The sequence below is a fragment of the Sphingobium aquiterrae genome, from assembly GCF_037154135.1.
GTDB classification, from domain to species: Bacteria; Pseudomonadota; Alphaproteobacteria; order Sphingomonadales; family Sphingomonadaceae; genus Sphingobium; species Sphingobium aquiterrae.
Map to the genome: position 1 here is coordinate 433,440 of NZ_JBANFL010000001.1, position 23,830 is coordinate 457,269.

The window sequence follows — 23,830 nt, forward strand, 5'->3', positions numbered from 1 at the left end:
AATAATCGGGCAGAGAGAGGACAAGCAATGACAGATGCCTCCCCAGAGCGGGTGAACATGCGGTTCATTGCCGCGATCGTCGTGGTGGCGACGATCGGCGGTTTCATGTTCGGTTATGATTCCGGCGTCATCAACGGCACGCAGAAGGGGCTGGAAAGCGCCTTTGCCCTTGGCAAGCTGGGTATCGGCATCAATGTCGGCGCCATTCTCGTGGGCTCGTCCATGGGGGCCTTCATGGCCGGGCGGCTGGCCGACCGGATCGGCCGGCGCAGCGTGATGATGCTCGCGGCCGTCCTTTTCCTCGGCAGCGCCCTGCTGGCCGGCGCGGCGGGCTCTTCCGCCATCTTCATCTTTGCGCGCATCGTCGGCGGCCTGGGTGTGGGCGCGGCCAGCGTGATCTCGCCCGTCTATATTTCCGAAGTGACGCCCGCGGCCGTGCGCGGACGGCTCGCCAGCATCCAGCAGGTGATGATCATCTCCGGCCTCACCGGCGCCTTCGTCGCCAATTTCGCGCTTGCCCGCTATGCCGGCGGCTCGACGGCGGAATTCTGGCTGGGCTTTCCGGCATGGCGCTGGATGTTCTGGCTGCAGGCGATCCCGGCGTCCGTCTATTTCCTCGCCCTGCTCGTGATTCCCGAAAGCCCCCGCTACCTCGTCGCGCGTGGCCGCGATGCCGATGCGAAGGTCGTGCTGACCCGGCTGTTCGGGCCGCAAGAGGCCAGCCGCAAGGTCGCGGAAATCCGCGACAGCCTTGCCGCCGACCATCATCGCCCCAAATTGTCCGATCTGCTGGACAAGGCCAGCGGCCGCATCCGCCCGATTGTCTGGACGGGGATCGGGCTTGCCGTCTTCCAGCAGCTCGTCGGCATCAATGTGGTCTTCTATTATGGCGCGACCCTGTGGGAAGCCGTCGGCTTTTCGGAGGATTATGCGCTGCAGACGAACATCCTGTCGGGGGTGCTGTCGATCGGCGCCTGCCTTGCCACCATCCTGCTGGTCGACCGCATCGGCCGCAAGCCGTTGCTGCTGATCGGATCGGCGGGCATGGCCGTGACGCTCGCCACCGTCGCCTATGCCTTCTCGACCGCGATCACCGGCGCGGACGGCGCCGTCAGCCTGCCGGGCAGCAATGGCCTGATCGCGCTGATCGCCGCCAATCTCTATGTGGTCTTCTTCAACCTCTCCTGGGGGCCGATCATGTGGGTGATGCTGGGCGAGATGTTCCCGAACCAGATCCGCGGATCGGGCCTTGCGGTATCGGGCTTTGCGCAATGGATCGCCAATGCGGCGATCTCGGTCAGCTTTCCGGCGCTGGCCGTGTCGCCTGGCCTGGCCATCACCTACACCGGCTACGCCCTGTTCGCGGCGATCTCCTTCTTCTTCGTCCGCGTCATGGTGCGGGAGACCAAGGGCCGCGAGCTTGAGGCCATGGTCGGCTGAACCTGTTCTCCTGAAGATCGAACGGCGCCCGCGACCATCATCGCCGGGCGCCGTTTTTTCATGCAGCCGGGGCGATGACGGGCCGCATCCCGAACCGGGTCGGGACGCTTAGAGCCTGTCCCCGGACGTGATCCGGCGCCAAGCGCTCTTCGGCGCCGCGGACGACCGTAGGAAAAGATGCGATGTCCGCGCATCAAGGCACAGGGCCGGACCATCGACTGTCCCGCAGCATTTCTCAGCCGGATGGCATCATCCGATGGCTCGGAAAATGCGTCACATCGAAAGCATAAGGCGGCCGATCCGATGCCATCGGATCGCACACCGCTCTAGGGCGGATCGACATTCAGAAGAGGGCAGGTTGGTTACAGCCAGGACCATCGTCATCCTGAACGTGTTTCAGCATCCATTCCTCCACATGCGCGATGGCTTCAGGAGGTGCGATAGATCCTGAAACACGTTCAGCATGACGAATTGGAATAAACATAGCTCAATCATTCAAGAGAGTTGAATGACGATCCGCCCTAACGCGCAGCCTCTTCCGAGCGATTGCGGGGACGCCGGCGTGGCGCCGCGTCCGATTGTCGCCGGATCAGGGTGTAGTCCAGCAGGATATGGCTGGCGCTGCCAAGTTTGTGCGCCTTGCGTGCCCTGATTTCCCGCACGAGCAGGTCGACGGCCGCGCGCGACATATCGCTGATGGGTTGCCTTATCGTGGTCAGCTCGGGCCAGATCGTCGTGGCGAGCGGCGTGTCGTCGAAGCCGCAGACCGTCAGGTCGCCGGGCACGTCCAGCCCGCGCCGGTGCGCAATGGCGACAGCCGCCGCCGCCATATCGTCGTTGCTGGCAAAGATCGCCGTCGGCGGCAAGGGCAGGTCCAGGATATGGTCGGCCGCATCGAGGCCCGAACGATAGGTGAAGAAGCCCTGCGCGACCAGCGTGTCGTCCAGCGGGATGCCGGCCTCGTTCAGCGCTTGCCGATAGCCTTCGAACCTTCGGCTGCTTGCGCTCTGGTTGGGATTGCCCTTGATGAAGCCGATCCGGCTATGGCCCAGTGCAATCAGGTGACGGGTCATTTCATATGCTGCATGAAGATCGTCGATGCTGACGGCGGCCATGTCCTTGGGCATGCGCCCCGTGGCGACGGCGACGGCGGGGATTTTCGCCGCTGCCAGCGCCGCGATCATCTCGGCTGAATCGCACAGCGGCGGCGGCAGGATGATGCCGTCGATCCGGCCGCGCAGCAGATGATCGACCACGGTCTGCACGGCGATGTCGTCGTCGCATTTCTCGACCACCAGATGCACGTTGGTCCGGCTCGCCTGGTCGAGGCTGCCGACCAGAAATTCGCTGAGATAGGAGGAGGACGGGTTGCTGTAGAGCAGCCCGATCCGTATTTCCTCGCCCCCGGCAAGGCTGCGCGCCGCGGCGCTCGGCGCATAGTTGAGCGCCGCGATGGCGGCCTCCACCTTCTCCTTGGTGGCGGGCCGCACGATCTGCTCGCCGTTGATGACCCGCGAAACCGTCATCGGCGAAACGCCGGCCTGTCGGGCCACATCGTTGATGGTCGGCACATTGCGTTGCCGGCGGGATGTTCTGGCTTCCGTCATTGGACCGCACCGACAGTCGCGATCGTCAGGTCATGTTTCATCACCGAAATGGTAACGACAACGTCCACGAACACTAGAGAAAAAAGAGCGAGGCACTGATTTTCGGGCATTTCCGGTCGCTCCTTCTCATGGGTGGCCGGGGGCGTAGGGAAAGCGCAGCGTCTTGTACCAGTCCAGCGGATGCTCGGGCGCGCGCGATCCGGCGGGCAGGGGGCGTTTCGTGATCGACTGGAAATAGGCGATGCAGCAGGCGGAGAGATAGACGCGGATGCCATAGGGGCGGAACACGTCCGCCAGCGCCGCCGCCTTGGCGATATAGGGCGCGGTCAGGCTGTCGGCCTTGGCGTTCACATTGTTGAGGACGGTGCCGTTGATGCCGATGGAGGCGTTGGCGCGGGCATAGTCGGTATAGCGCGGGCCCTTCCAGTCGGCCCCGCGCCACCAGTCCCAGATGGACTGCCCGGCATAGCCGCGCTCCACCGATCCATCCAGATTGTCCCAATGGTTGAGCATGCGCAGGCCGGTGCGCGGCGCGCTGCGGATGTCGAGCGTGTCGAGGGAGGAGGCCGTCTGCGCCAGCCGCAGGAAGTGGAACGCGCCGTAGAGCAGCCCCTGGTCGCTGTTCGCGGCGATGACCGTCACCGCCTTGCCGCCCAGCTGCAGGCTGCGGATCGCATAGCCTTCCTGCCCCAGCGCGCCGAGGTCCAGCGGCAGCTTTGCCAGTTCGGGTGATTCGGCGGGCGTCGCGAGCCAGAGCGTGCCATCCTGCGGCGTGGTAACAGCCGCGGGCGTGCGGCCGGTCATGCCCAGAAGTCCGCGCGCCAGCTCGGCACGGGCTACCGTAGCGGTCGGGGACGTGCCGGGGGCCAGGATGGTGCCGGCATGCTGCGAAAATGCGGAAAGCCGGGTGCCCTCGGCCTTGGGATAATGCAGCCAGAGGGCATAGCCGTCATCGGCCCGTGCATGTGGCGACAGGGTCAGAAAGACCATGGCAATGATGCAGCAAAACAGGCGCGTGAGCATTTCCGTCCTCTCCCTCGTGATGTCGTCGCCGCTTTGGGAAGGCATTGACAACCTCATCTTCTCTGCGCAATGTTAACGCTATCAATTGAGCGGCAGCAACTGAAAAGTCGCCTGGCACCAAGAGGGGGTTCCTGTTTTGCCATCTCGTCACATTCTCGGCGCGGTTTCGATCCTGGCACTGCTGGTTGCGGGCGCGCCGGCAATGGCGGCGCCGCGCACGGCGACCGCCAGCGCGCAGCCGATCTACAAGGATGCCTCCCAGCCGATCGAGGCGCGCGTCGAAGACCTCCTCTCGCGCATGACGCTGGAGGAAAAGATCGCGCAGATCACCACGGTCTGGGAAGGCAAGGTCGCGATCTTCGACGACAGGCTGCAGCTCGATCCCGCCAAGCTGAAGGCGAAATTCCCCGATGGCCTTGGCCATTTCGCTCGTCCGTCCGACGCCAAAGGCGCGGTCAGTCCTCGGGTCGCACCGGGACGCAATCCCCAACAGACCGTCGCCCTCGTCAACGCGCTGCAGCGCTGGGCGACCACGCAGACGCGGCTGGGCATTCCCATCCTGTTCCATGAAGAGGGGCTGCACGGCTATGCCGCCGTCGGCGCCACCAGCTTCCCGCAGGCGATCGCCATGGCGTCGTCCTTCGATCCCGACATGCTGCGGGAGGTGAACATGGTCATCGCGCGGGAAATCCGCTCGCGCGGCGTCAGCCTCGCCCTGTCGCCGGTGGTCGACATCGCGCGCGACCCGCGCTGGGGCCGGATCGAGGAGACCTTTGGCGAAGACCCCTATCTGGTCGGCGAAATGGGCGTCGCGGCGGTCGAGGGGCTGCAGGGCAAGGGGCGCAGCCGGCTGCTGACGCCCGGCCATGTGTTTGCGACGCTCAAGCATCTGACCGGCCATGGCCAGCCCGAAAGCGGCACCAATGTCGGCCCCGCGCCCGTCTCCGAACGCGAACTGCGCGAGAATTTCTTCCCGCCCTTCGAACAGGTGGTGAAGCGCACCGGCATCGAGGCGGTGATGGCCAGCTATAATGAGATCGACGGCGTGCCGAGCCACGCCAATCGCTGGCTGCTGGACCATGTGCTGCGCGGCGAATGGGGCTTCCGTGGCGCGGTCGTCAGCGATTATTCGGCCGTCGACCAGTTGATGAGCATCCACCATATCGCCGGCGACCTGGAAGGCGCGGCGGTGCGCGCGCTGGATGCGGGCGTGGACGCGGACCTGCCCGACGGCCTTTCCTATGCGACGCTGACCAAGGCGGTGCGTGAGGGCCGGGTCGCGCAGGCGAAGGTCGACCTGGCGGTGCGCCGGATGCTCGAACTCAAGTTCCGCGCCGGCCTGTTCGAAAATCCCTATGCCGACGCAGCGGCCTCCGAAGCGATCACCAACAATGCGGAGGCGCGCGCGCTGGCGCTGAAAGCCGCGCAACGCTCCATCACCCTGCTCAAGAATGACGGCATGCTGCCGCTCAAGCCCGAGGGCACGATCGCGGTGATCGGCCCCAGCGCGGCGGTCGCGCGGCTGGGCGGCTATTATGGCCAGCCGCCGCACACGGTCTCCATCCTCGACGGCATCAAGGCGAAGGTCGGCAACCGCGCCAGCATCGTCTTCGCCCAGGGCGTCAAGATCACCGAGAATGACGACTGGTGGGAAGACAAGGTGGTGAAGGCCGACCCGGCGGAGAACCGCAGGCTGATCGCGCAGGCGGTGGAGGCTGCGAAGGGCGTGGATCGCATCGTCCTGACCCTGGGCGATACCGAGCAGTCGAGCCGCGAGGGCTGGGCGAACAATCATCTTGGCGACCGGCCGAGCCTGGATCTGGTCGGCGAGCAGCAGGAGCTGTTCGATGCGCTCAAGGCATTGGGCAAGCCGATCACCGTTGTCCTCATCAACGGCCGCCCGGCCTCCACGGTCAGGATTTCCGAACAGGCCGATGCGCTGGTCGAAGGCTGGTATCTGGGCGAGCAGGGCGGCAACGCCATGGCGGACGTGCTGTTCGGCGACGTCAATCCGGGCGGCAAGCTGCCCGTCACCATCCCGCGCTCGGTCGGCCAGCTGCCGATGTTCTACAATATGAAGCCCAGCGCGCGGCGCGGCTATCTGTTCGACACCGCGGCGCCGCTTTATCCCTTCGGCTATGGCCTGAGCTACACCAGCTTCGATCTGGGCGCGCCGCGCCTGTCGGCCGCGAAGATCGGCACGGGCGGCAGCGTCACAGTGTCGGTCGATGTGCGCAATACCGGCCAGCGCGCGGGCGACGAGACGGTACAGCTCTACATCCACGACAAGGTGAGTTCCGTCACCCGGCCGATCAAGGAGTTGAAGGGGTTTCAGCGGATCAGCCTGAAACCGGGAGAGCGCCGCACGGTGCAGTTCGCCGTCGGCCCGGAAAGCCTGCAGATGTGGAATGACCATATGGAACGCGTGGTCGAGCCGGGCGATTTCGAGATCATGACCGGGCCGGACTCGGTCGACCTCAAATCCGTCACGCTGACGGTGTCGCAATGACCGGCCCCCGCTTTGCGCGGCGGCAGGCGCTCGGCCTGTTCGCCTCAACGTCGCTGGCGGCGACGACGCCGGCGTTCGCGAAGGCCGGCGGCCCGCTCTACAAGGATGCGACCGCGCCGATTGACCTGCGCGTGCGCGACCTTCTCGGCCGCATGACGCTGGAGGAAAAGGTCGGGCAGATCATCGCGCTCTGGTCGACCAAGGCGGAGATCATGGACGACCTGACCTTCTCGGCCGCCAAGGCGAGCAAGGCCTATCCCAATAGTTTCGGCCAGATCACCCGCCCGTCCGACCGGCGCGGCGCGCCCAACGGATCGACCCAGGCGGGCGGCGTGGGCGCGCGCTGGCGCACCCCGGCCGATACCGTGGCCTTCATCGCCGCCGTCCAGACATGGGCGGTGAACGAGACGCGCCTTGGCATTCCCGTGCTGTTCCACGAGGAATCGCTGCACGGCTATATGGCGACCGACGCCACCATGTTCCCGATGGCGATCGGCCTTGCCGGCAGTTTCGACCGGGCGCTGATGCAGGAGGTGCAATCCGTCATCGCCCGCGAAGTGCGCGCGCGCGGCGTGCATCTCGCGCTCTCCCCGGTGGTCGACATCGCGCGCGATCCGCGCTGGGGCCGGATCGAGGAGACCTTTGGCGAAGACCCCTATCTGTGCGGCGAGATGGGCGTTGCGGCGGTGCATGGCCTGCAGGGCGAGGGCAAGACGCTGGCGCCCGGCCATGTCTTTGCGACGCTCAAGCACATGACCGGCCACGGCCAGCCGCAGAGCGGCGAGAATATCGGCCCCGCGCCCATTTCCGAACGCGAACTGCGCGAGAATTTCTTCCCGCCCTTCCGCGCCGTGGTGAAGCGCACCGGCATCGGCGCGGTGATGCCCTCCTATAATGAGATCGACGGCGTTCCCAGCCATATGAACCGCTGGCTGCTGGGCGACGTGCTGCGCGGCGAATGGGGTTTCGATGGCGCCATCGTCAGCGATTATGGCGCGGTCAACGAACTCGACACCATCCATCATGTCCAGCCCGACCTGCAGGCCGCCGGCCGCGCCGCGCTGCGCGCCGGCGTGGATTGCGAGCTGCCCGATGGCCTTGCCTATCGGACGCTCGTCGAACAGGTCCGCGCGGGCACGGTCCCGATCGAGGCCGTCGACACCGCCTGCACGCGGATGCTGACGCTGAAGTTCCGCGCGGGCCTGTTCGAAAATCCGTGGCCGCAAAAGGATTATGACCGGCTGACCGGCAATGTGGAGGCGCGCGCGCTGGCGCTGAAGGCCGCGCACAGATCCATTGCGCTGCTCGGCAATGACGGCGTCCTGCCGCTGAAGCCGGGTGCCCATGCCAGGGTCGCGGTGATCGGCCCCAATGCGGCGATCGCGCGGCTGGGCGGCTATTCCAGCATCCCGCGGCAGGACGTGTCGCTGCTTGAGGGCATCCAGGCGAAGCTTGCCGGCAAGGCGCAGGTGCTGCACGCGCAGGGCGTGTTCATCACCCGGAGCGAGGACCGCTCCGTCGATGAGGTGCTGCTCGCCGATCCCGCCAGGAACCGCCAGCTGATCGCCGAGGCGGTGGAGGTCGCGAAGGGGGCGGATGTCATCATCCTCGCCATCGGCGATACCGAGCAGACCAGCCGCGAAGGCTTTGCCGCCAACCATCTGGGCGACCGCACCAGCCTGGACCTGGTCGGCGAGCAGAATGACCTGTTCCTGGCCATGAAGGCGACGGGCAAGCCGGTGGTCGTCTGCGCGATCAACGGCCGTCCGCCCAGCTATGTCACGGTCGCGGCACAGGCCAATGCGCTGCTGGAATGCTGGTATCCGGGGCAGGAGGGCGGCACGGCGATGGCCGACATCCTGTTCGGTGATGTCAATCCGGGCGCGAAGCTGCCCGTGACGGTGGCGCGCGATGCTGGGCAGATCCCGGTCTTCTACAACCGCAAGCCCAGTGCCCGGCGCGGTTATGTGTTCGAGGAGATCGAGCCGCTTTTCCCCTTCGGCTATGGCCTCAGCTACACCCGGTTCGAGATGGGCGCGCCGCGCCTGTCCGCGCCGAAGATCGGTGTCGGCGGCGACGTGACCGTGGAGGTGGACGTCCGCAATGTCGGCGACAGGGCTGGGGACGAGGTCGTCCAGCTCTATGTCCACGATCAAGTCGCGTCCGTCACCCGGCCGATCAAGGAGCTGAAGGGTTTCGAGCGCGTGACGCTCGCGCCGGGGGAGAGCCGCACGGTGCGCATCGCCCTCGGCCCGGACGCCTTCACGCTGTGGAACCTCGACATGGAGGAAGTGGTCGAACCGGGCCTGTTCGACATCATGGCCGGGCCCAACAGCCGCGACCTTAAATCCGTCACGCTCGAAATCATCTAGAAACAGGATCTGCCCATGCCCAGGATCACCGGCGCCAAGGTTATCGTCACCTGCCCTGGCCGCAATTTCATCACGCTGAAGATAGAGACCGATGAGGGTGTGTACGGCCTTGGCGACGCGACCCTCAACGGCCGGGAACTGTCCGTGGCGAGCTATCTCCAGGACCATGTCATCCCCTGCCTGATCGGGCGGGACGCGCATCGGATCGAGGATATCTGGCAGTATCTCTACAAGGGCGCCTATTGGCGGCGTGGTCCGGTGACGATGACGGCCATCGCCGCGGTCGACATGGCGCTGTGGGACATCAAGGGCAAGATCGCCGGCCTGCCGCTCTATCAGCTGCTGGGCGGCGCCAGCCGCGAGGGCGTGATGGTCTATGGCCATGCCAATGGCACGACCATCGAGGACACGATCGAGGCCGCGCTCGACTATCAGAAACAGGGTTACAAGGCGATCCGCATCCAGTGCGGCGTGCCCGGCATGGCATCGACCTATGGCGTGTCGAAGGACCGCTATTTCTACGAGCCGGCCGACGCCGACCTGCCGACCGAGAATGTCTGGAACACGCCCAAATATATGCGCATCGTGCCGGAGCTGTTCAGGGCCGCGCGCGAGGCGCTGGGCTGGGACGTGCATCTGCTGCACGACATCCACCATCGCCTGACACCGATCGAGGCCGGGCGGCTGGGCAAGGATCTGGAACCCTATCGCCCCTTCTGGCTGGAGGATGCGACCCCGGCCGAGAACCAGGCGAATTTCCGCCTCATCCGCCAGCACACCACCGCGCCGCTGGCCGTGGGGGAGATCTTCAATTCGCTGTGGGACGCCAAGCAGCTGATCGAAGAGCAGCTGATCGACTATATCCGCGCGACCGTGGTCCATGCCGGCGGCATCACCCATCTGCGGCGGCTGGCCTCCTTTGCCGACATCCACAATGTCCGCACCGGCTGCCATGGCGCCACCGATCTTTCGCCCGTGTCCATGGCGGCGGCGCTGCATTTCGACCTCAGCCTGCCCAATTTCGGCATCCAGGAATATATGCGCCACACGCCGGAGACGGATGCGGTCTTCCCCCATGCCTACAGCTTTGCGGACGGCATGATGCATCCGGGCGATGCGCCGGGCCTTGGCGTCGACATCGATGAAGCACTCGCCGCGACATATGACTATAAACGCGCCTTCCTGCCGGTGAACCGGCTGGAAGACGGCACCATGTTCAACTGGTGAGCCCTGTGGAGGTCGCAGCACCCGGCAAGCCCTCGGGGCCCAAAAAACCTGCGGGACGCGTCCGCTGGATCGTCTGCGGCCTGCTGTTCGCGGCGGTGGTGCTCAGCTATATCGACCGGCTGGTGCTGCCCACATTGAAGCCCGATCTCCAGGCGCGCTACGGTTGGAGCGAGAGCGGCTATGCCAGCCTCGCCATCTGGTTCCAGGCGGGCTATGGCATCGCCTATGTCGTCTTCGGCCGGATCATCGACCGGGTCGGCGCGCGGGCGGGCTATGCGCTGGCCGTCGCCCTGTGGACGATCGGGCATATCGCCCATATCGCCTTCACTTCCACGGCGGGCATGCTGCTGGCCCGCATCCCGCTGGCGATCGGCGAGGCGGGCACCTTTCCCGCCGCGATCGCCGCGACCAACGAATGGTTCCCCAAGCGGGAGCGGGCGCTGGCCATCGGCATCTTCAACGCCGGGTCGAATGTCGGCGCCATCGTCACGCCGCTGGTCGTGCCGATCATCGCCGTGACCCTGGGGTGGCGCTGGGCGTTCATCCTCACGGGCCTGCTCACCGTCGTCTGGCTGGCGGCATGGCTCGGCTTCTATCGCAGCCCGCGCCAGAAAAGCACGGTTACGGCGGAAGAACTGACCTGGATCGAGGCCGATCCGGTCGAACCGCAGCGCCCGGTCAAATGGGCGACGCTGTTCCGCTATCGCCAGACATGGGCCTATATGCTGGGGCGCTTCCTGATCGATCCGGTCTGGTGGACCTTCCTGTTCTGGCTGCCGGATTTCTTCAACAAGCAATATGGCGTGAAGATGCTGGATTTCGGCCCGCCGCTGGTTGCCGTCTACCTGCTTGCCGACATCGGGTCGGTCACGGGCGGGTGGACGTCTTCGCGCCTGATGGGGCGCGGCTGGAGCGTCAATCGCGCGCGCAAGACGGCGATGCTGCTGTCCGCACTCTGCGCCGTGCCGATCGCCTTTGCGATCCATGCGCCCAGCATGTGGATCGCGGTTGGCCTCATCGGCCTTGCCTGCGCCGGGCATCAGGGCTTTTCCGCCAATCTCTATGCCCTGCCGGGCGACGTGTTCCCGCGCTGGATGGCGGGATCGGTCGTCGGCCTGGGGGGCTTGTCCGGTGCGCTGGGCGGCATGCTGATGGCGAAATTTGCCGGCACCATATTGGAGACGGTGGGCAGCTATGGCCCGATCTTCGCTGTGGCCGCCTGTGCCTATCTGGTCGCGCTGATGACTATTCATCTCATCCTGCCGCGTTATGAAGGCGTTGATACCGGTATCAATGGGAATCAGTCATGACATATCCTCTGCACCTTCACCCTGACCGCCTGTTTCCTTCCGATCCGCGTACACGGGACGTTGCCCGCGCGCTTTATGCGACGGTCAAGGACCTGCCGATCGTCAGCCCGCACGGCCACACCGATCCCGCCTGGTTCGCCTATGACCAGCCTTTCGCCAATCCGGCCGAATTGCTCATCATCCCGGATCATTATGTCTTCCGCATGCTGATGAGCCAGGGCGTGACCCTGGACCGGCTGGGCATCCCCACGGTGGACGGCAGTGCAACGGAGCAGGACCCGCGCAAGATCTGGCACCTGTTCGCCGCGCATTATTATCTGCTGCGCGGCACGCCGTCGCGCATGTGGCTGGACTGGGTCTTCGCCGAGGTGTTCGGGCTGGACGTGCGGCTGGAGCCGGCGACTGCCGACCATTATTACGATGTGATCGACGCGGCGCTGAAGACCCCCGCCTTCCGTCCGCGCGCCCTTTACGAGCGCTTCAACATCGAGCTGCTGGCGACCACCGAGGGGCCGCTCGATCCGCTCGACCATCATCGCGCCATCCGGGCCAGCGGCTGGCAGGGCAGGGTGGTCACGGCCTATCGGCCCGATCCCGTGATGGACCCCGAAGCGGCGGGCTTTGCCGACAATGTCCGGCGCTTTGGCGAAATGACGGGTGAGGATGTGTCCAGCTTCGCGGGCTATCTGCGCGCGCATGAAAAGCGCCGGGCGGATTTCCGGGAGGCGGGCGCGACCTCGACCGACCATGGCCACCCTTCCGCCTTTACCGCATGGCTGGAGCCGGCGGAGATCGAGGCGCTGTACCGGAAGGTCTTGTCCGCGCCGGCGACGCCGGAGGATGCCGAGCTGTTCCGCGGCCATATGCTTGTCGAAATGGCGCGCATGTCGATCGAGGACGGGATGGTGCTGCAACTGCATCCCGGCGTCCATCGCAGCCACAATGCCGCCGTGCTCGCCCGCTTCGGCCGGGACAAGGGCGGCGACATCCCGACCCCCGGCGAATTCGTGCGGTGCCTCAAGCCCCTGCTCGACCGCCATGGCAATGATCCGCGCCTGACGCTGATCCTCTTCACCCTGGACGAGGATGTCTATTCGCGCGAGTTGGCGCCGCTGGCCGGCCATTATCCGGCGCTGCGCCTTGGCCCGCCCTGGTGGTTCCACGACAGCCCGGAGGGGATGCGCCGTTTCCGCGAGCGCGTGACGGAGACGGGCGGCTTCTACAATACCGTCGGCTTCAACGACGACACCCGCGCCTTCCTGTCCATCCCCGCCCGGCACGATGTGGCGCGGCGCATGGACTGCGCCTTCCTCGCCCGCCTGGTCGCCGAGCACCGGCTGGAGGAGGATGAAGCCTTCGCGGTCGCAAAGGCGCTTTCCTATGATCTGGTGAAGCAGGCGTATAAGCTGTGAGCCGCTTGTCCGCCGCCACATCGGGCCAGTTGCCCGCCGCTGTCGAACAGCCGCTTTACGATCGCGCCGCCATGACCTGCGGTGTCGTGCATCTTGGCATCGGCGCCTTTCACCGCGCGCATCAGGCCGTCATCTTCGACGATGTGCTGAACCGGGGCGACCCGCGCTGGGGCATCGTCGCCGCATCGCTGCGCTCGCCCACGGTCCGCGAGCAGATGGTGCCGCAGGATGGCCTCTACAGCGTGCTCGTGCGCGATGGGCAGAGCGAGAGCTGCCGCATCGTCGGCGCGGTGCGCGACGTGCTGGTGGCGCCCGAGCAGCCGCAGGCGCTGCTCGCCGCACTGGCCCATCCCGACACGCATATCGTGACGCTGACCATCACCGAAAAGGGCTACAAGCTCGATCCGGCGACCGGCGCGCTGATCGAGGACGATCCGCAGATGGCGGCCGACCTCGCCGGCCTTGCCGTGCCGCAGACGGCGCCCGGTTTTCTGGTGGCGGCGCTGGCCATGCGCCGGGCGGCCGGCGTGCCGCCGTTCACGGCGATTTCCTGCGACAACCTGCCGCATAACGGTTCGCGCCTGCGCGCGGCGGTGATCGCCCTTGCGCGGCGGCATGACGCCGCGCTTGCGGACTGGATCGCCTCATGGGGCAGTTTTCCCGAAACCATGGTGGACAGGATCGTCCCCGCGACGACCCAGGCGGACATTGCCGCCATGGCGCAAAGCCTGGGTGTCGAAGACCGGGCGATGGTGAAGACCGAACCCTTCTGCCAATGGGTGATCGAAGACAGCTTCTGCGGTCCCCGGCCCGATTTCGGCGATGCCGTGCAGATCACCCGATCGGTCGCGCCATGGGAAGAAGCCAAGCTGCGCCTGCTCAACGGCGCGCATAGCGGCATAGCCTATCTGGGCGGGCTCGCCGCGATCGACTATGTGCATGAGGTGCTGGCGCTGCCCGCCGCGCGGGCCTTTGTGGAGCAGCTTTGGGACGAGGCGCAGGCGACGCTGTCTCCGCCCCCGGAACTGGATGTCGCCGCCTATCGCCGCGCGCTGATGGCGCGGTTCGACAATCCGGCATTGCAGCACGGGACGCGGCAGATCGCCATGGATGGATCGCAGAAGCTGCCCCAGCGGCTGCTCGCGCCGATTGCGGCGCGGTTGCAGGCCGGCGGCAGCATCGACGCGCTGTCGCTTGCCGTCGCTGCCTGGGTCCGCTGGCAGGGCGCGCGCGACGATCGGGGCGAAGCCTATGTGGTGGACGATCCGCTTGCCGGCGCGATTGCGGCGCGGCTTGAGGGGCTGTCCGATGCCGCAGCGCGGGTGGACGCCATCATGGGACTTGAGGCGGTGTTCCCCGTCGCGCTTCGGGACGATGAAAGGCTGCGCCAGTCGCTGACGCGCTGGCTGCGCATCTTGGACGAAAAGGGTGCGCAGGGCGCGCTAGAGACATTCGCTTCGGAGAAATGATGAGAGCTTCAGCCAAGTCGGCCGGCCTGCTTGGGGCGGCGCTGACGCTCCTTGCCGCCGTCCCCGCCGTTGCAGAGGCGCCGCGCCTCGTGAAGCAGGGCACGGCGATGCAATTGCAGGTGCAGGGCAAGCCGATGCTGCTGATCGCCGGCGAGCTTGGTCCCAGCTTCTCGAAGATACTGCTGAACGGTTCGCAGATCCAGGTCGCTTCCGATGGCGGCACCAACGGCGGCAGTTCCAACCGCGAGGTCGATCTCGATTTCTTCCCGTCGGCGCTGTTCACCCGGCTCGATCTGGCAAAGACGCCCGTCCCCTCGACAGTGGAGGGCGGCATCGCCGGCACGGTCAACCTGCGCAACGCCCGCCCGTTCGACAAGCCCGGCACGCACATCATGGCGGTGGCCCAGGGCCAGTATACCGACAGCAATGAAAGGGTGAGCCCGCGCGGCGCCATTGTCGCCAGCCATATCTTCGGCATTCCGGCCTCCCTGCATCGAAAGTCCCAGCGATGAAGCGCCATATGCGGATTGCCTGCTGCTCCCTTCTTCTTCCCCTTCTGTCGGGTATCGCCATGCCCGCCTCGGCGCGCGTCTGTTCGCCGGCCTGGGTGCCCGCATGGGCCTCGTCCCAGATGCTGCCGACGGGCGAGAATGCGCTGCCGGACGGAACGCTGGGCGGCACGACTTTGCGGCAGGTGGTGCGCGCGTCGCTGGCCGGAACGCGGGTGCGGGTGCGCCTGTCCAACCTTGCCGGCACGCAGCCGCTGCATATCGCCGGCGTGACGATTGCCCGCGCGCCCGATCCCGCATCCTCCGCGATCGACAAGGCGACGTTGCAGCCGGTGCGCTTCGACGGGCAGGCGGATGTCATCGTGCCGGCGGGTGCGGACTATCTGTCCGATCCCGTCGCGCTGGGCATGCAGGCCATGGGCAGCCTTTCCATCAGCATCCATTATGACGAGGAACCGTCCCGGCAGACGTCGCATCCCGGCGCCCGCGCGACATCCTATCTGCTGCCGGGCGATCATCTGGATGACGCGAGCATGGCCGGGGCCACCCGCTTCGATCACTGGTTCACCCTTGCCGCGATGGACGTGGAGACATGCACGTCGGCCGGCGTGGTGGTCGCGCTGGGTGATTCCATCACCGATGGACGCGGCGCCACGACCAATGGCAATGATCGTTGGACCGACCGGCTGATCGAGCGGTTCCAGGCGGGCGGGGCATATCGCCGTCTCGCGGTCCTCAATCAGGGGATCGGCGGCAACCGGCTGCTGAACGACGGGCTCGGCCCCAATGCGCTGGCGCGGTTGGACCGCGATGTCCTGGCCCAGCCGGGCGTCCGCACTCTGATCCTGCTGGAAGGCATCAACGACATCGGCACGCTGACCCGCGAAGCGCCGGCGACGGATGCCGCGCACCGGCAACTGGTGGCGCGGATCATCGGCGCCTATCGCCAGATCGTCGCGCGGGCACGGGCGCGGGGCGTCAAGGCCATCGGCGCCACGATCCTGCCGTTCATGGGCAATGATTATTACCATCCGGACGCGAAGAATGAAGCGGACCGGCAGGCCGTGAATCGCTGGATTCGGGAGAAGGGCAATTTCGACGCGATTGTCGATTTCGACAAGGCGGTGCGCGATCCGGCAAAACCGGACCGGCTGCTGCCCGCCTATGTTCGGGCGACGCGTTGCACCCCTCCTCGGCAGGCTATCGGGCGATGGCGGACAGCATTCCCCTGACATTGTTCGATTGATTCCGCGCCGGCGAGGGTGAGTCGATCAATCCCGACCGCCTGGAAATCGCGCGGGACGTCTATGACACCTCGGGCGCAGGCCCCGTGCTCCCCCGCACGATCAGCGCATGCGCCAGCATCAGGTGCGAGTCGGGGCTGGCAATGTCCTTGCGGACATGCGGGTTCACCAGGATGTCGACGGCCGCCGCCGCCATTTCCGATTTGGGCTGGCGGATGGTCGTCAGTTGCGGCCAGGCGGCGCGGGAGGATGCGGCGTCGTCGAAGCCGCAGATCGAAAGCTGCTCGGGCACCGCAATGCCCAGCTTCATCGCCGTGATCAGCACGCCCAGCGCCATGTCGTCATTGCTCGCGAAGATCGCGGTCGGCCGGTCCGGCCGGCGGAGCATCCGTTCCCCCTGTTCCAGGCCGGTGCGGAAGGAAAAGTCGCCCCGTGTCAGCGCCTGCGCATCGACCACGATATGGGTTTGCGCCATCGCTTCGAGAAAACCCTCTTCGCGCCGCGCCGATGCGCTGTGCGCCAGCGGCCCCCGCACGAAGCCGATATGGCGATGGCCAAGGGCGATGAGATATTCCGTCATCTCCCGCGCCGCCCGGTGGTCGTCCATCCGCACGGAGCCCCATATGTCGCCCGCGATGTCGCGGGGCGTGCTGGGCGCGACCAGCACCGTCGGCAGCGCCGCTTCGGCGAACAGATCGGTCAGCGCCTTTTCGTCGCAGATCGGCGGCGCGACGATCGCGCCGTCAAACCGCAGCGCCGCAATGCTGTCCCGCACCTGTTGCGCCCATTTCGGGCTGCTGAGGTCCACCGGCTCAACGACAAGATGGTAGCTGCGTTCACGGCAGCGCAAGAGCGCGCCATGCTGCAGGTCCGCGGCATAGCCGGAAACCGGATCGTCGATGAAGAGCCCGAGCAGATAGGAACGCGAACCCGACAGGCTGCGCGCAAAGGCATTGGGGCGGTAGTTCAGTTCCGCGACCACCTTTTCCACGGCATCGCGGACTTCCGGGCGCACATGATCCTCGCCGTTGATCACGCGCGACACGGTCTTGGGCGATACGCCCGCGCGCGCCGCCACATCCTTGATCGTGACCGCCTTCATGCCTGTGCCCCCCGCTGCGTGCCGCATGTCCTGGCAAACAGCGCGATGCCGGCATAGCACAGCGCCGGCAGCAGCAAGGAGGGCAGCAGCCCGATGGCATCGGCGGCCGCGCCCGTCATCATCGGCACGATGGCGCCGCCGACCACCGCCATGCACAGCCACATGGATGCCAAAGGCGCCAGCCGGGCATCCCGCGGCATCGCGAGGGCGTAGATGGTCGGGTACATGATGGCGTTGCACAGACCGATGGCGATCAGTGCGCATGCCCCCGCCGGTCCCGGCAGGACGATCGCCGCGCCCGTCAGGATGACGGCCGCCAGCGAGACATGGAACAGCAGCCGGGTTTCGGGCACATGGCGGATCGCCCATGCCCCGGCGAAGCGGCCGATCATCGCGCCGGCCCAATACAGGCTGACCAGTCGCCCGGCCGTGACCGGCGTGACCGCCAGCCTTTCCGGCAGCATCAGGATGTTCGTCATCAAGGTTCCGATGGTGACTTCCGCACCCACATAGACGAATATGGCGGCGGTGCCCCAGAGCAGGCGCCGATCCTCGATCACCGCGAAGATCCTGGTGGTCAAGACCGGCCCGTCGTCGCGGTCCTCGCCCCCGTTCAGCATGGCGCGCTGGGTGAAATAGGCGATCGAGAGGGCGGACAGGATGGCGCCCGATGCCATGAAGGGCAGCGATGCCGTGACCGAAGCCCTGTCGCCCGGCGCGATATCGGCAAGCAGGAACGGCGCGCTCAGCAATGGTCCCAGCACCGTGCCCAGGGAGTTGAACCCCTGGAGCAGCGTCAGGCGCGCCGCCGCCCCGCGCGAGGGGCCGATGACGGTGACGACCGTGTTCGATGCGATCTGCAGCACCGTCTGGCCCGCCGAGAGCAACAGCAGCGCACACAGCACGACAAGGAAATCGCGCATGCCCTGCGCCACCGCCAGCGCGATGCAGCCGGCGGCCATCACGCAAAGCCCGGCGGTGATCGCGCGCATATAGCCGGCCCTGACGACCGCCAGCGCGGCGGGCAGGGCGAAGAGCAGATAGCTTGAATGGAAGGCGAGCTGGATCAGCAGCGCGCCCTTGTAGTCGAGCGACAGCATCGCCTTGAGCTGCGGCACCAGCAGGCTGACGCTGGAGGTAAGGAATCCGCCGATGAAGAACACCCCGATCGACAGCCAGAACAGCCGCCTTGCCAGGGTTTCGCCCTTGCTGGAAAGGCCCGGTGACGCGGGGGAAATCACGGAAGCGGACATTGCCGACAGGCTATAGCCTCTTACCGGTCAGGAAAACAGCCGCGAAACCAGAGTCTGACAACGATGTCAAATTCGTGTTGACATCGTTGTCAGACTCTGGTCATAAACGCGACACAAGCAACAAATCTTCCGGGAGGATGATGATGACGAGGCACGCACTCGTCGCGAGCACAGCGCTCGCGGCCTGCCTATTTTCCGTTTCCGTGGCCCATGCGCAGGACGCCGCCGTCCCGCAATCGGCCGAATCCGCGCAAAGCGATCCGGGCGACATCGTCGTCACCGCGACGCGGCGGGAAACCAGCCTGCAATCCACGCCGATCGCCGTTTCGGCCTTCAGCCAGGATACGCTGAACAAGAATCAGGTGAAGGACGTGACCGACCTTGCCCGGTTCGTGCCGTCGCTCCAGTTCAACCAGCAGGGCGACCAGTCGGCCGTGCTGCTGACGCTGCGCGGCATCGGCAATGACAGCGCCTATACCGAGGTCGCCGACCCCGAGGTCGCGATCTACATCGACGGCATCTATTCGCCGCGCTCGCAGGGCGCCTCGGTGCTGATGTACGACATGGAGCGTGTCGAGGTGCTGCGCGGGCCGCAGGGCACGCTGTTCGGCCGCAACGCAACCGTGGGCGCGCTGAGCCTCATCTCCGCCAAGCCGAAGCTGGGCGTGTTCAGCGGCAATGTCGAGGTGACGGCCGGCAATTACGATCGCCTGGGCGTGCGCGGCGCGATCAACATTCCCGTCACCGACACGCTGGCCTTCCGCGTGGCCTTCGTCTCGGACCGGCATGACGGCTATGCCAGCTACCAGCCGGCGCCCGATATCGCGGGCATCAACAAATCGGCCTTCGTCACCACCGGCAAGAAATATTATGCCGCCGACCAGCAGTCGGGCCGCGTTTCCATGCTGTGGGAACCCAGCGACCGGTTCAGCTGGAACCTGTCGGCCGAGGGTTTCCTGGACAATGGCGCGCCGGTGATCGGCCTGCTCCAGACGCCGCGCGCCGGCACCAAGCGCTGGTCGACGCTCAGCGATACCGCGCCCGATACCGACCGCTACTCGGTCGCGGTGCGCAGCACGATGAACTATGATATCACCGACGGCATCCAGCTGAGCTACATCGCCGGCTGGTCGCGCATCGGCGGCAGCACCCAGACGGATGCCGACGCGGGCGCGCTGCCGCCGACCGGCCAGGTCGACGCCAACGGCAACGACCTGCCGCTGGGCGCGTTCGGCGAGAACCGCACCTTGTCGTCGCGCTATGATTTCCAGAGCCATGAAATCCAGCTGAAATCGACCGGCGACCAGGCGGTCGACTGGATTCTGGGCGCCTATTACAGCCATGAGAAGAACCGCATCCGCTTCGATATCGACCAGCGCAACGGCTATCGCGACGGCACGTTCAGCTGGGCGGGCAGCTTCATCCAGGCGAACCGCCAGATCGACAGCCGGGCGGTGTTCGGCCAGGCCGTGTGGCACGCCACCGACTGGCTGCGCGTGACCGGCGGCCTGCGCTACACATCCGACAAGAAGGAGGATATCGGCGGCCGCAACGTCACCTTCGACCACTGCCCCGCCACCTTGCCCGCCGACGCCTGCCAGGGCGGCATCTTCGGCGCCTATCCGGGCGCCACGGCCGAGGAACTGGTGGCGCTGCTGCCGGGTTTCGCGATCTCCAACAACGACGTGAAGGGCAAGTGGGACAAGCTGACCTATCTCGCCCGCGTCGATGCGGACATCGCGCCCGACACCTTGGCCTATGCCAGCCTGTCGACCGGCTTCAAGTCGGGCAATATCCAGGACAATGCGGGCCTGACCGATCCGGAAACGCTGACCAACTATGAAGTGGGCCTCAAGACCCGCTTCCTCGACCGCCGTGTGACCTTGAACCTCGCCGCCTATTATTCCGACTTCAAGGGCTATCAGGTCAACCAGGCCGTCACCTTCCGCGACGACCAGGGCAATGTCGTGCGCAGCCAGATCGTGACCCAGAATGCCAAGGGCGCGAAGGCTTACGGCCTGGAGGCGGAACTGAACGCCAACATCACCGACAGCGACCGGCTGCAATTCTCCGCTACCGTCCAGAAGACCAAGCTGGACGATCTGGAGAGCGTGGACGGCCGCCTTTATGACGGGGGCAAGGCATCCTCGATCGCGCAGCTCCAGGGCAATGAACTGGCGCACGCGCCGCGCTTTTCCGCCACGGCCAGCTATGAGCATGATTTCGAGCTGGCCAGTGGGGCGAAGATCACCCCGCGCGTCACCACCCATTATGAGACGAAGAGCTGGCTGAGCTATTTCAACGGCGATGCCAACCCGTTCGTGAACGTCAACGACCCGGCCGACAATATGCCCGATCGCGGCACCAACGGCACGGCCTGGGACCAGCAGAAGGCCTATTTCCGGTCGGATGCGTCGATCCGCTTCACACCGGCGGATGAGAAATATTCGGTCGAGGCTTTCGTCCAGAATATCGAGAACGGGCATATCCGCACGGGCGCCGGTGCCTTTGGCGCGCCGCGCTACGATCCGGTGTTCCTCTCCAACCTTCAGCCGCCCCGGACCTGGGGCGTCCGCGCCCGGGCCAATTTCTAGGGCCGGGTTGACAGGAAGAAGACCATGACGACCGACGCCCTCCCCCCCGGTCGTGTCGTCATCCCTGGCGGCGGCACGGCCGGATGGCTGGCCGCCGCCTATCTCTCCCGCATGTCGATGCTGCCGTCGGTGACGCTGGCCGAATCCGGTGAGATCGGCATCGTCGGCGTGGGGGAGGGAGCTTTCCCGCCCATCCGCTCGCTCCTTGCCGATCCGGGTATCGGCGAAGGAGATGTCCTGCCCTTCAACCTGCCGATCGGTGGCGAGGATGAGGGGCCGGTGCGCCCGTCATGGGCCGCCGCCGTGACTGCCAAGGAGCAGGTGCGCTACCCCGGAGCGCATGTGGCAAGGGATGGCTTCGCCAACCTGCCCGGTCGTCGTGCGCCGCTGACCCATTGCCGCGCTGCGGCGGCATCCCCATCCCTGTCCACGAAGGTCAACTGATGACTCCCATGATCAAGCGCCTGTTGCTCTCCAGCCTGATGATGGGTGTCTGCCTGCCGACCGTGACGGTGGCGCAGGATGTAGCGCCGCAGGCCGCGGTCAGGCCGGCGGCGAGCGATCGCGCCTTGTCGGTGGAGGCGCGCGCCGCCGCGCTGGTGTCCGCGATGACGCTTCAGGAAAAGCTCGCGATCATCCACGCCTATTTCCCGCCGCTGGCGAAACCGGCGGAGCCGATCGCGATGCTCCCTTCGGCGGGGCATCTCCCCGGCATTCCGCGCCTTGGCATCCCGACCCTGCGGGAAAGCGACGCCAGCCTGGGCGTGGCCAACCAGGTCGAGCAGCGCAAGGGCGACGTCGCCACCGCGCTGCCCGCCAGCCTTGCCACCGCCGCGACCTTCAATCCGCGCATCGCCTATGAAGGCGGGGCGATGATCGGGGCGGAGGCGCGGTCGAAGACCTTCAACATCCTGCTGGCCGGCGGCGTCAACCTGACCCGCGATCCCTGGAACGGCCGCAATTTCGAATATCTGGGCGAAGACCCGCTGCTGGCCGGCGTGATGGCGGGCGAGCATATCCGCGGCGTCCAGAGCAACCACATCGTCTCCACGATCAAGCATTTCGCCCTCAACGCGCAGGAAACGGGGCGCAATGTGCTCGATGCCCGCATCGACAAGGCGGCCCTGCGGGAAAGCGATCTGCTCGCCTTCGAGATCGCGACCGAAATCGGCCAGCCCGCCTCCGTCATGTGCGCCTATAACAAGGTCAATGGCGATTATGCCTGCGAGAATGACTGGCTGCTCAACAGCGTCCTCAAGCAGGACTGGGGCTATAAGGGCTGGGTCATGTCCGATTGGGGCGCGGTCCATTCGACGGAAAAGGCGGCGATCAACGGCCTCGACCAGGAATCCGGGCAGGAGTTGGACGACGCCATCTATTTCGGCACGCCGTTCGCGGATGCGATCAAGGCCGGCCGCATTCCCATGGCGCGGCTCGACGACATGGTGCGCCGCATCCTGCATGGCGTGATCGCCAGCGGCCTGATGGACGATCCGGTGCCGGACGCGGCTGCGTCCATCGATTATGCCGCGCATGCCGATGTCGCCCAGCGCGCGGCGGAAGAGGGCATCGTCCTGCTCAAGAACAAGGGCGACCTGCTGCCGCTGGCGAAGACGGCACGCAAGATCCTGCTGATCGGTGGCCATGCCGATGTCGGTGTGTTGTCAGGCGGCGGCTCGTCCCAGGTCCGTTCGGTCGGCGGCGCGCCGGTCGAAATCCCGCTGACAAAGGGCGCGGCCGCATCCTTCGCCCGGATGACATGGCATGCTTCTTCGCCGTTGCAGGCGATCCGCGCGCTCGCCCCCGATGCGCAAGTGACCTATGTCGACGGCAGCGATCCGAAGGCGGCGGCGGCCGCCGCGCGCAATGCCGACATCGCTATCCTGTTCGCCTGGCAGTGGCAGACCGAGGCGCAGGACCCCGAAACCATGGCGCTGCCCGACAATCAGGACGGGCTGATCGCGGCGGTGGCGCGGGCGAATGCCAGGACGGTCCTAGTGCTGGAGACTGGCGGCCCCGTGCTGATGCCATGGCTGGAGAAGGTGCCGGCCGTGCTGCAGGCATGGTATCCCGGCCAGCGTGGGGGCGAGGCTATTGCGCGTATCCTTTTCGGCGATGTCGCGCCGTCCGGCCGCCTTCCCATCACCTTTCCCGCGAGCGCCGCACAGGCGCCTCGTCCGGAGCCGGTGGGCCTCGACAGACTGCACGCTGCCGAGGCCCGCCGGGATGCGGGCGACAAGACCAATTACGGGATGAGCGGCGGCGTCGCGTCGTTCCCCGTCGATTATCCCGAGGGCGCGGAGGTCGGTTATCGCTGGTATGCCGGCCGGAAAGTGCAGCCGCTTTTCCCCTTCGGCCACGGCCTGACCTACACCAGTTTCCGCTACGCCAACCTGTCGATCAGCGGCGGCGCGGGGCTGAGGGTCAGTTTCGATGTCACCAACAGCGGCGCGCGCGCCGGGGCCGATGTGCCGCAGGTCTATGTGCAGGCGAAGAGCGCTGCCGGCACCCGCGCCTATCGGCTCGCCGGTTTCGACAAGGTGCAGTTGGCGCCCGGCGAGACCCGCCGCGTCTCCATCACCGTCGATCCGCGTATCATTGCCCGTTTTGAGGATGCCGCCCCGGACCGGGCCGCATCGGGCTGGAAGGTCGACGCGGGCGCCTATCCGATTGTCGTGGGCCGCTTTGCCGGCGATACCGTGCTCAGCGGCACCGCCACGCTCGACGCACTGTCGATAAGGCCGTGATCGGAAACATTC

Annotated in this window: 13 protein-coding genes and 3 pseudogenes; 12 read left to right on the forward strand and 4 right to left on the reverse strand. The window is 66.2% G+C overall.

The window, feature by feature from the left end; genetic code table 11:
- The first annotated feature begins 27 nt into the window (after positions 1–27).
- The gene (locus tag WFP78_RS02010) at positions 28–1,440 is read left to right on the forward strand and encodes a sugar porter family MFS transporter (RefSeq protein ID WP_336958118.1); all 1,413 of its coding nucleotides are present in this window, start codon (positions 28–30) and stop codon (positions 1,438–1,440) included.
- A 521-nt stretch (positions 1,441–1,961) separates the two neighbouring features.
- Here the strand turns inward: WFP78_RS02010 and WFP78_RS02015 are convergent.
- Both WFP78_RS02015 and WFP78_RS02020 read right to left on the reverse strand, forming a co-directional pair.
- Positions 1,962–3,047 carry a LacI family DNA-binding transcriptional regulator gene (locus WFP78_RS02015; RefSeq protein ID WP_336958121.1) on the reverse strand — a complete coding sequence of 362 codons (1,086 nt, stop codon included), beginning with the start codon at positions 3,045–3,047 and terminating at the stop codon, positions 1,962–1,964.
- 252 nt (positions 3,048–3,299) lie between these two features.
- Positions 3,300–4,070, reverse strand: a pseudogene (locus WFP78_RS02020) (alpha-glucuronidase family glycosyl hydrolase); the annotation flags it as partial.
- A 202-nt stretch (positions 4,071–4,272) separates the two neighbouring features.
- Here WFP78_RS02020 and WFP78_RS02025 point away from each other — a divergent pair.
- From WFP78_RS02025 to WFP78_RS02060, 8 genes and pseudogenes are all read left to right on the forward strand, one after another.
- Entirely contained in the window at positions 4,273–6,579 is a 2,307-nt protein-coding gene (locus WFP78_RS02025) for a glycoside hydrolase family 3 N-terminal domain-containing protein (RefSeq protein WP_336958228.1), read from the forward strand.
- Entirely contained in the window at positions 6,576–8,951 is a 2,376-nt protein-coding gene (locus WFP78_RS02030; protein WP_336958125.1) for a glycoside hydrolase family 3 N-terminal domain-containing protein, read from the forward strand. Before WFP78_RS02025 ends, WFP78_RS02030 begins: the two co-directional genes overlap by 4 nt.
- A 15-nt stretch (positions 8,952–8,966) precedes the next feature.
- Entirely contained in the window at positions 8,967–10,178 is a 1,212-nt protein-coding gene (manD, locus tag WFP78_RS02035; protein WP_336958127.1) for a D-mannonate dehydratase ManD, read from the forward strand.
- On the forward strand, positions 10,175–11,488 hold the full coding sequence (locus WFP78_RS02040) for an MFS transporter (protein WP_336958129.1): 1,314 nt from the start codon (positions 10,175–10,177) through the stop codon (positions 11,486–11,488). Before manD ends, WFP78_RS02040 begins: the two co-directional genes overlap by 4 nt.
- On the forward strand, positions 11,485–12,900 hold the full coding sequence (gene uxaC / locus WFP78_RS02045) for a glucuronate isomerase (RefSeq protein WP_336958131.1): 1,416 nt from the start codon (positions 11,485–11,487) through the stop codon (positions 12,898–12,900). Before WFP78_RS02040 ends, uxaC begins: the two co-directional genes overlap by 4 nt.
- Positions 12,897–14,369 carry a mannitol dehydrogenase family protein gene (locus WFP78_RS02050; RefSeq protein ID WP_336958133.1) on the forward strand — a complete coding sequence of 491 codons (1,473 nt, stop codon included), beginning with the start codon at positions 12,897–12,899 and terminating at the stop codon, positions 14,367–14,369. Before uxaC ends, WFP78_RS02050 begins: the two co-directional genes overlap by 4 nt.
- 152 nt (positions 14,370–14,521) lie before the next feature.
- Positions 14,522–14,848 (forward strand): annotated as a pseudogene (locus WFP78_RS02055) (TonB-dependent receptor); the annotation flags it as partial.
- A 29-nt stretch (positions 14,849–14,877) separates the two neighbouring features.
- A pseudogene (locus WFP78_RS02060) lies at positions 14,878–16,124 on the forward strand (SGNH/GDSL hydrolase family protein).
- Positions 16,125–16,183: 59 nt separating this feature from the next.
- Here the strand turns inward: WFP78_RS02060 and WFP78_RS02065 are convergent.
- Both WFP78_RS02065 and WFP78_RS02070 read right to left on the reverse strand, forming a co-directional pair.
- Positions 16,184–17,224, reverse strand: coding sequence for a LacI family DNA-binding transcriptional regulator (locus tag WFP78_RS02065; protein ID WP_336958135.1), 1,041 nt, complete (start codon positions 17,222–17,224; stop codon positions 16,184–16,186).
- The gene (locus tag WFP78_RS02070) at positions 17,221–18,477 is read right to left on the reverse strand and encodes an MFS transporter (protein WP_336958137.1); all 1,257 of its coding nucleotides are present in this window, start codon (positions 18,475–18,477) and stop codon (positions 17,221–17,223) included. The genes WFP78_RS02065 and WFP78_RS02070 overlap by 4 nt, the downstream gene beginning before the upstream one ends.
- Positions 18,478–18,620: 143 nt before the next feature.
- Here WFP78_RS02070 and WFP78_RS02075 point away from each other — a divergent pair, with 143 nt between their 5' ends.
- The 3 genes from WFP78_RS02075 to WFP78_RS02085 are packed head-to-tail and all read left to right on the forward strand — an operon-like array spanning position 18,621 to position 23,818.
- Positions 18,621–21,071, forward strand: coding sequence for a TonB-dependent receptor (locus tag WFP78_RS02075; RefSeq protein WP_336958139.1), 2,451 nt, complete (start codon positions 18,621–18,623; stop codon positions 21,069–21,071).
- Positions 21,072–21,095: 24 nt separating this feature from the next.
- On the forward strand, positions 21,096–21,515 hold the full coding sequence (locus WFP78_RS02080; protein WP_336958141.1) for a tryptophan 7-halogenase: 420 nt from the start codon (positions 21,096–21,098) through the stop codon (positions 21,513–21,515).
- Positions 21,516–21,523: 8 nt separating this feature from the next.
- Positions 21,524–23,818: a beta-glucosidase family protein gene (locus WFP78_RS02085; RefSeq protein WP_336958143.1), complete on the forward strand. Its 2,295-nt coding sequence runs from the start codon at positions 21,524–21,526 to the stop codon at positions 23,816–23,818.
- Positions 23,819–23,830 lie beyond the last annotated feature (12 nt).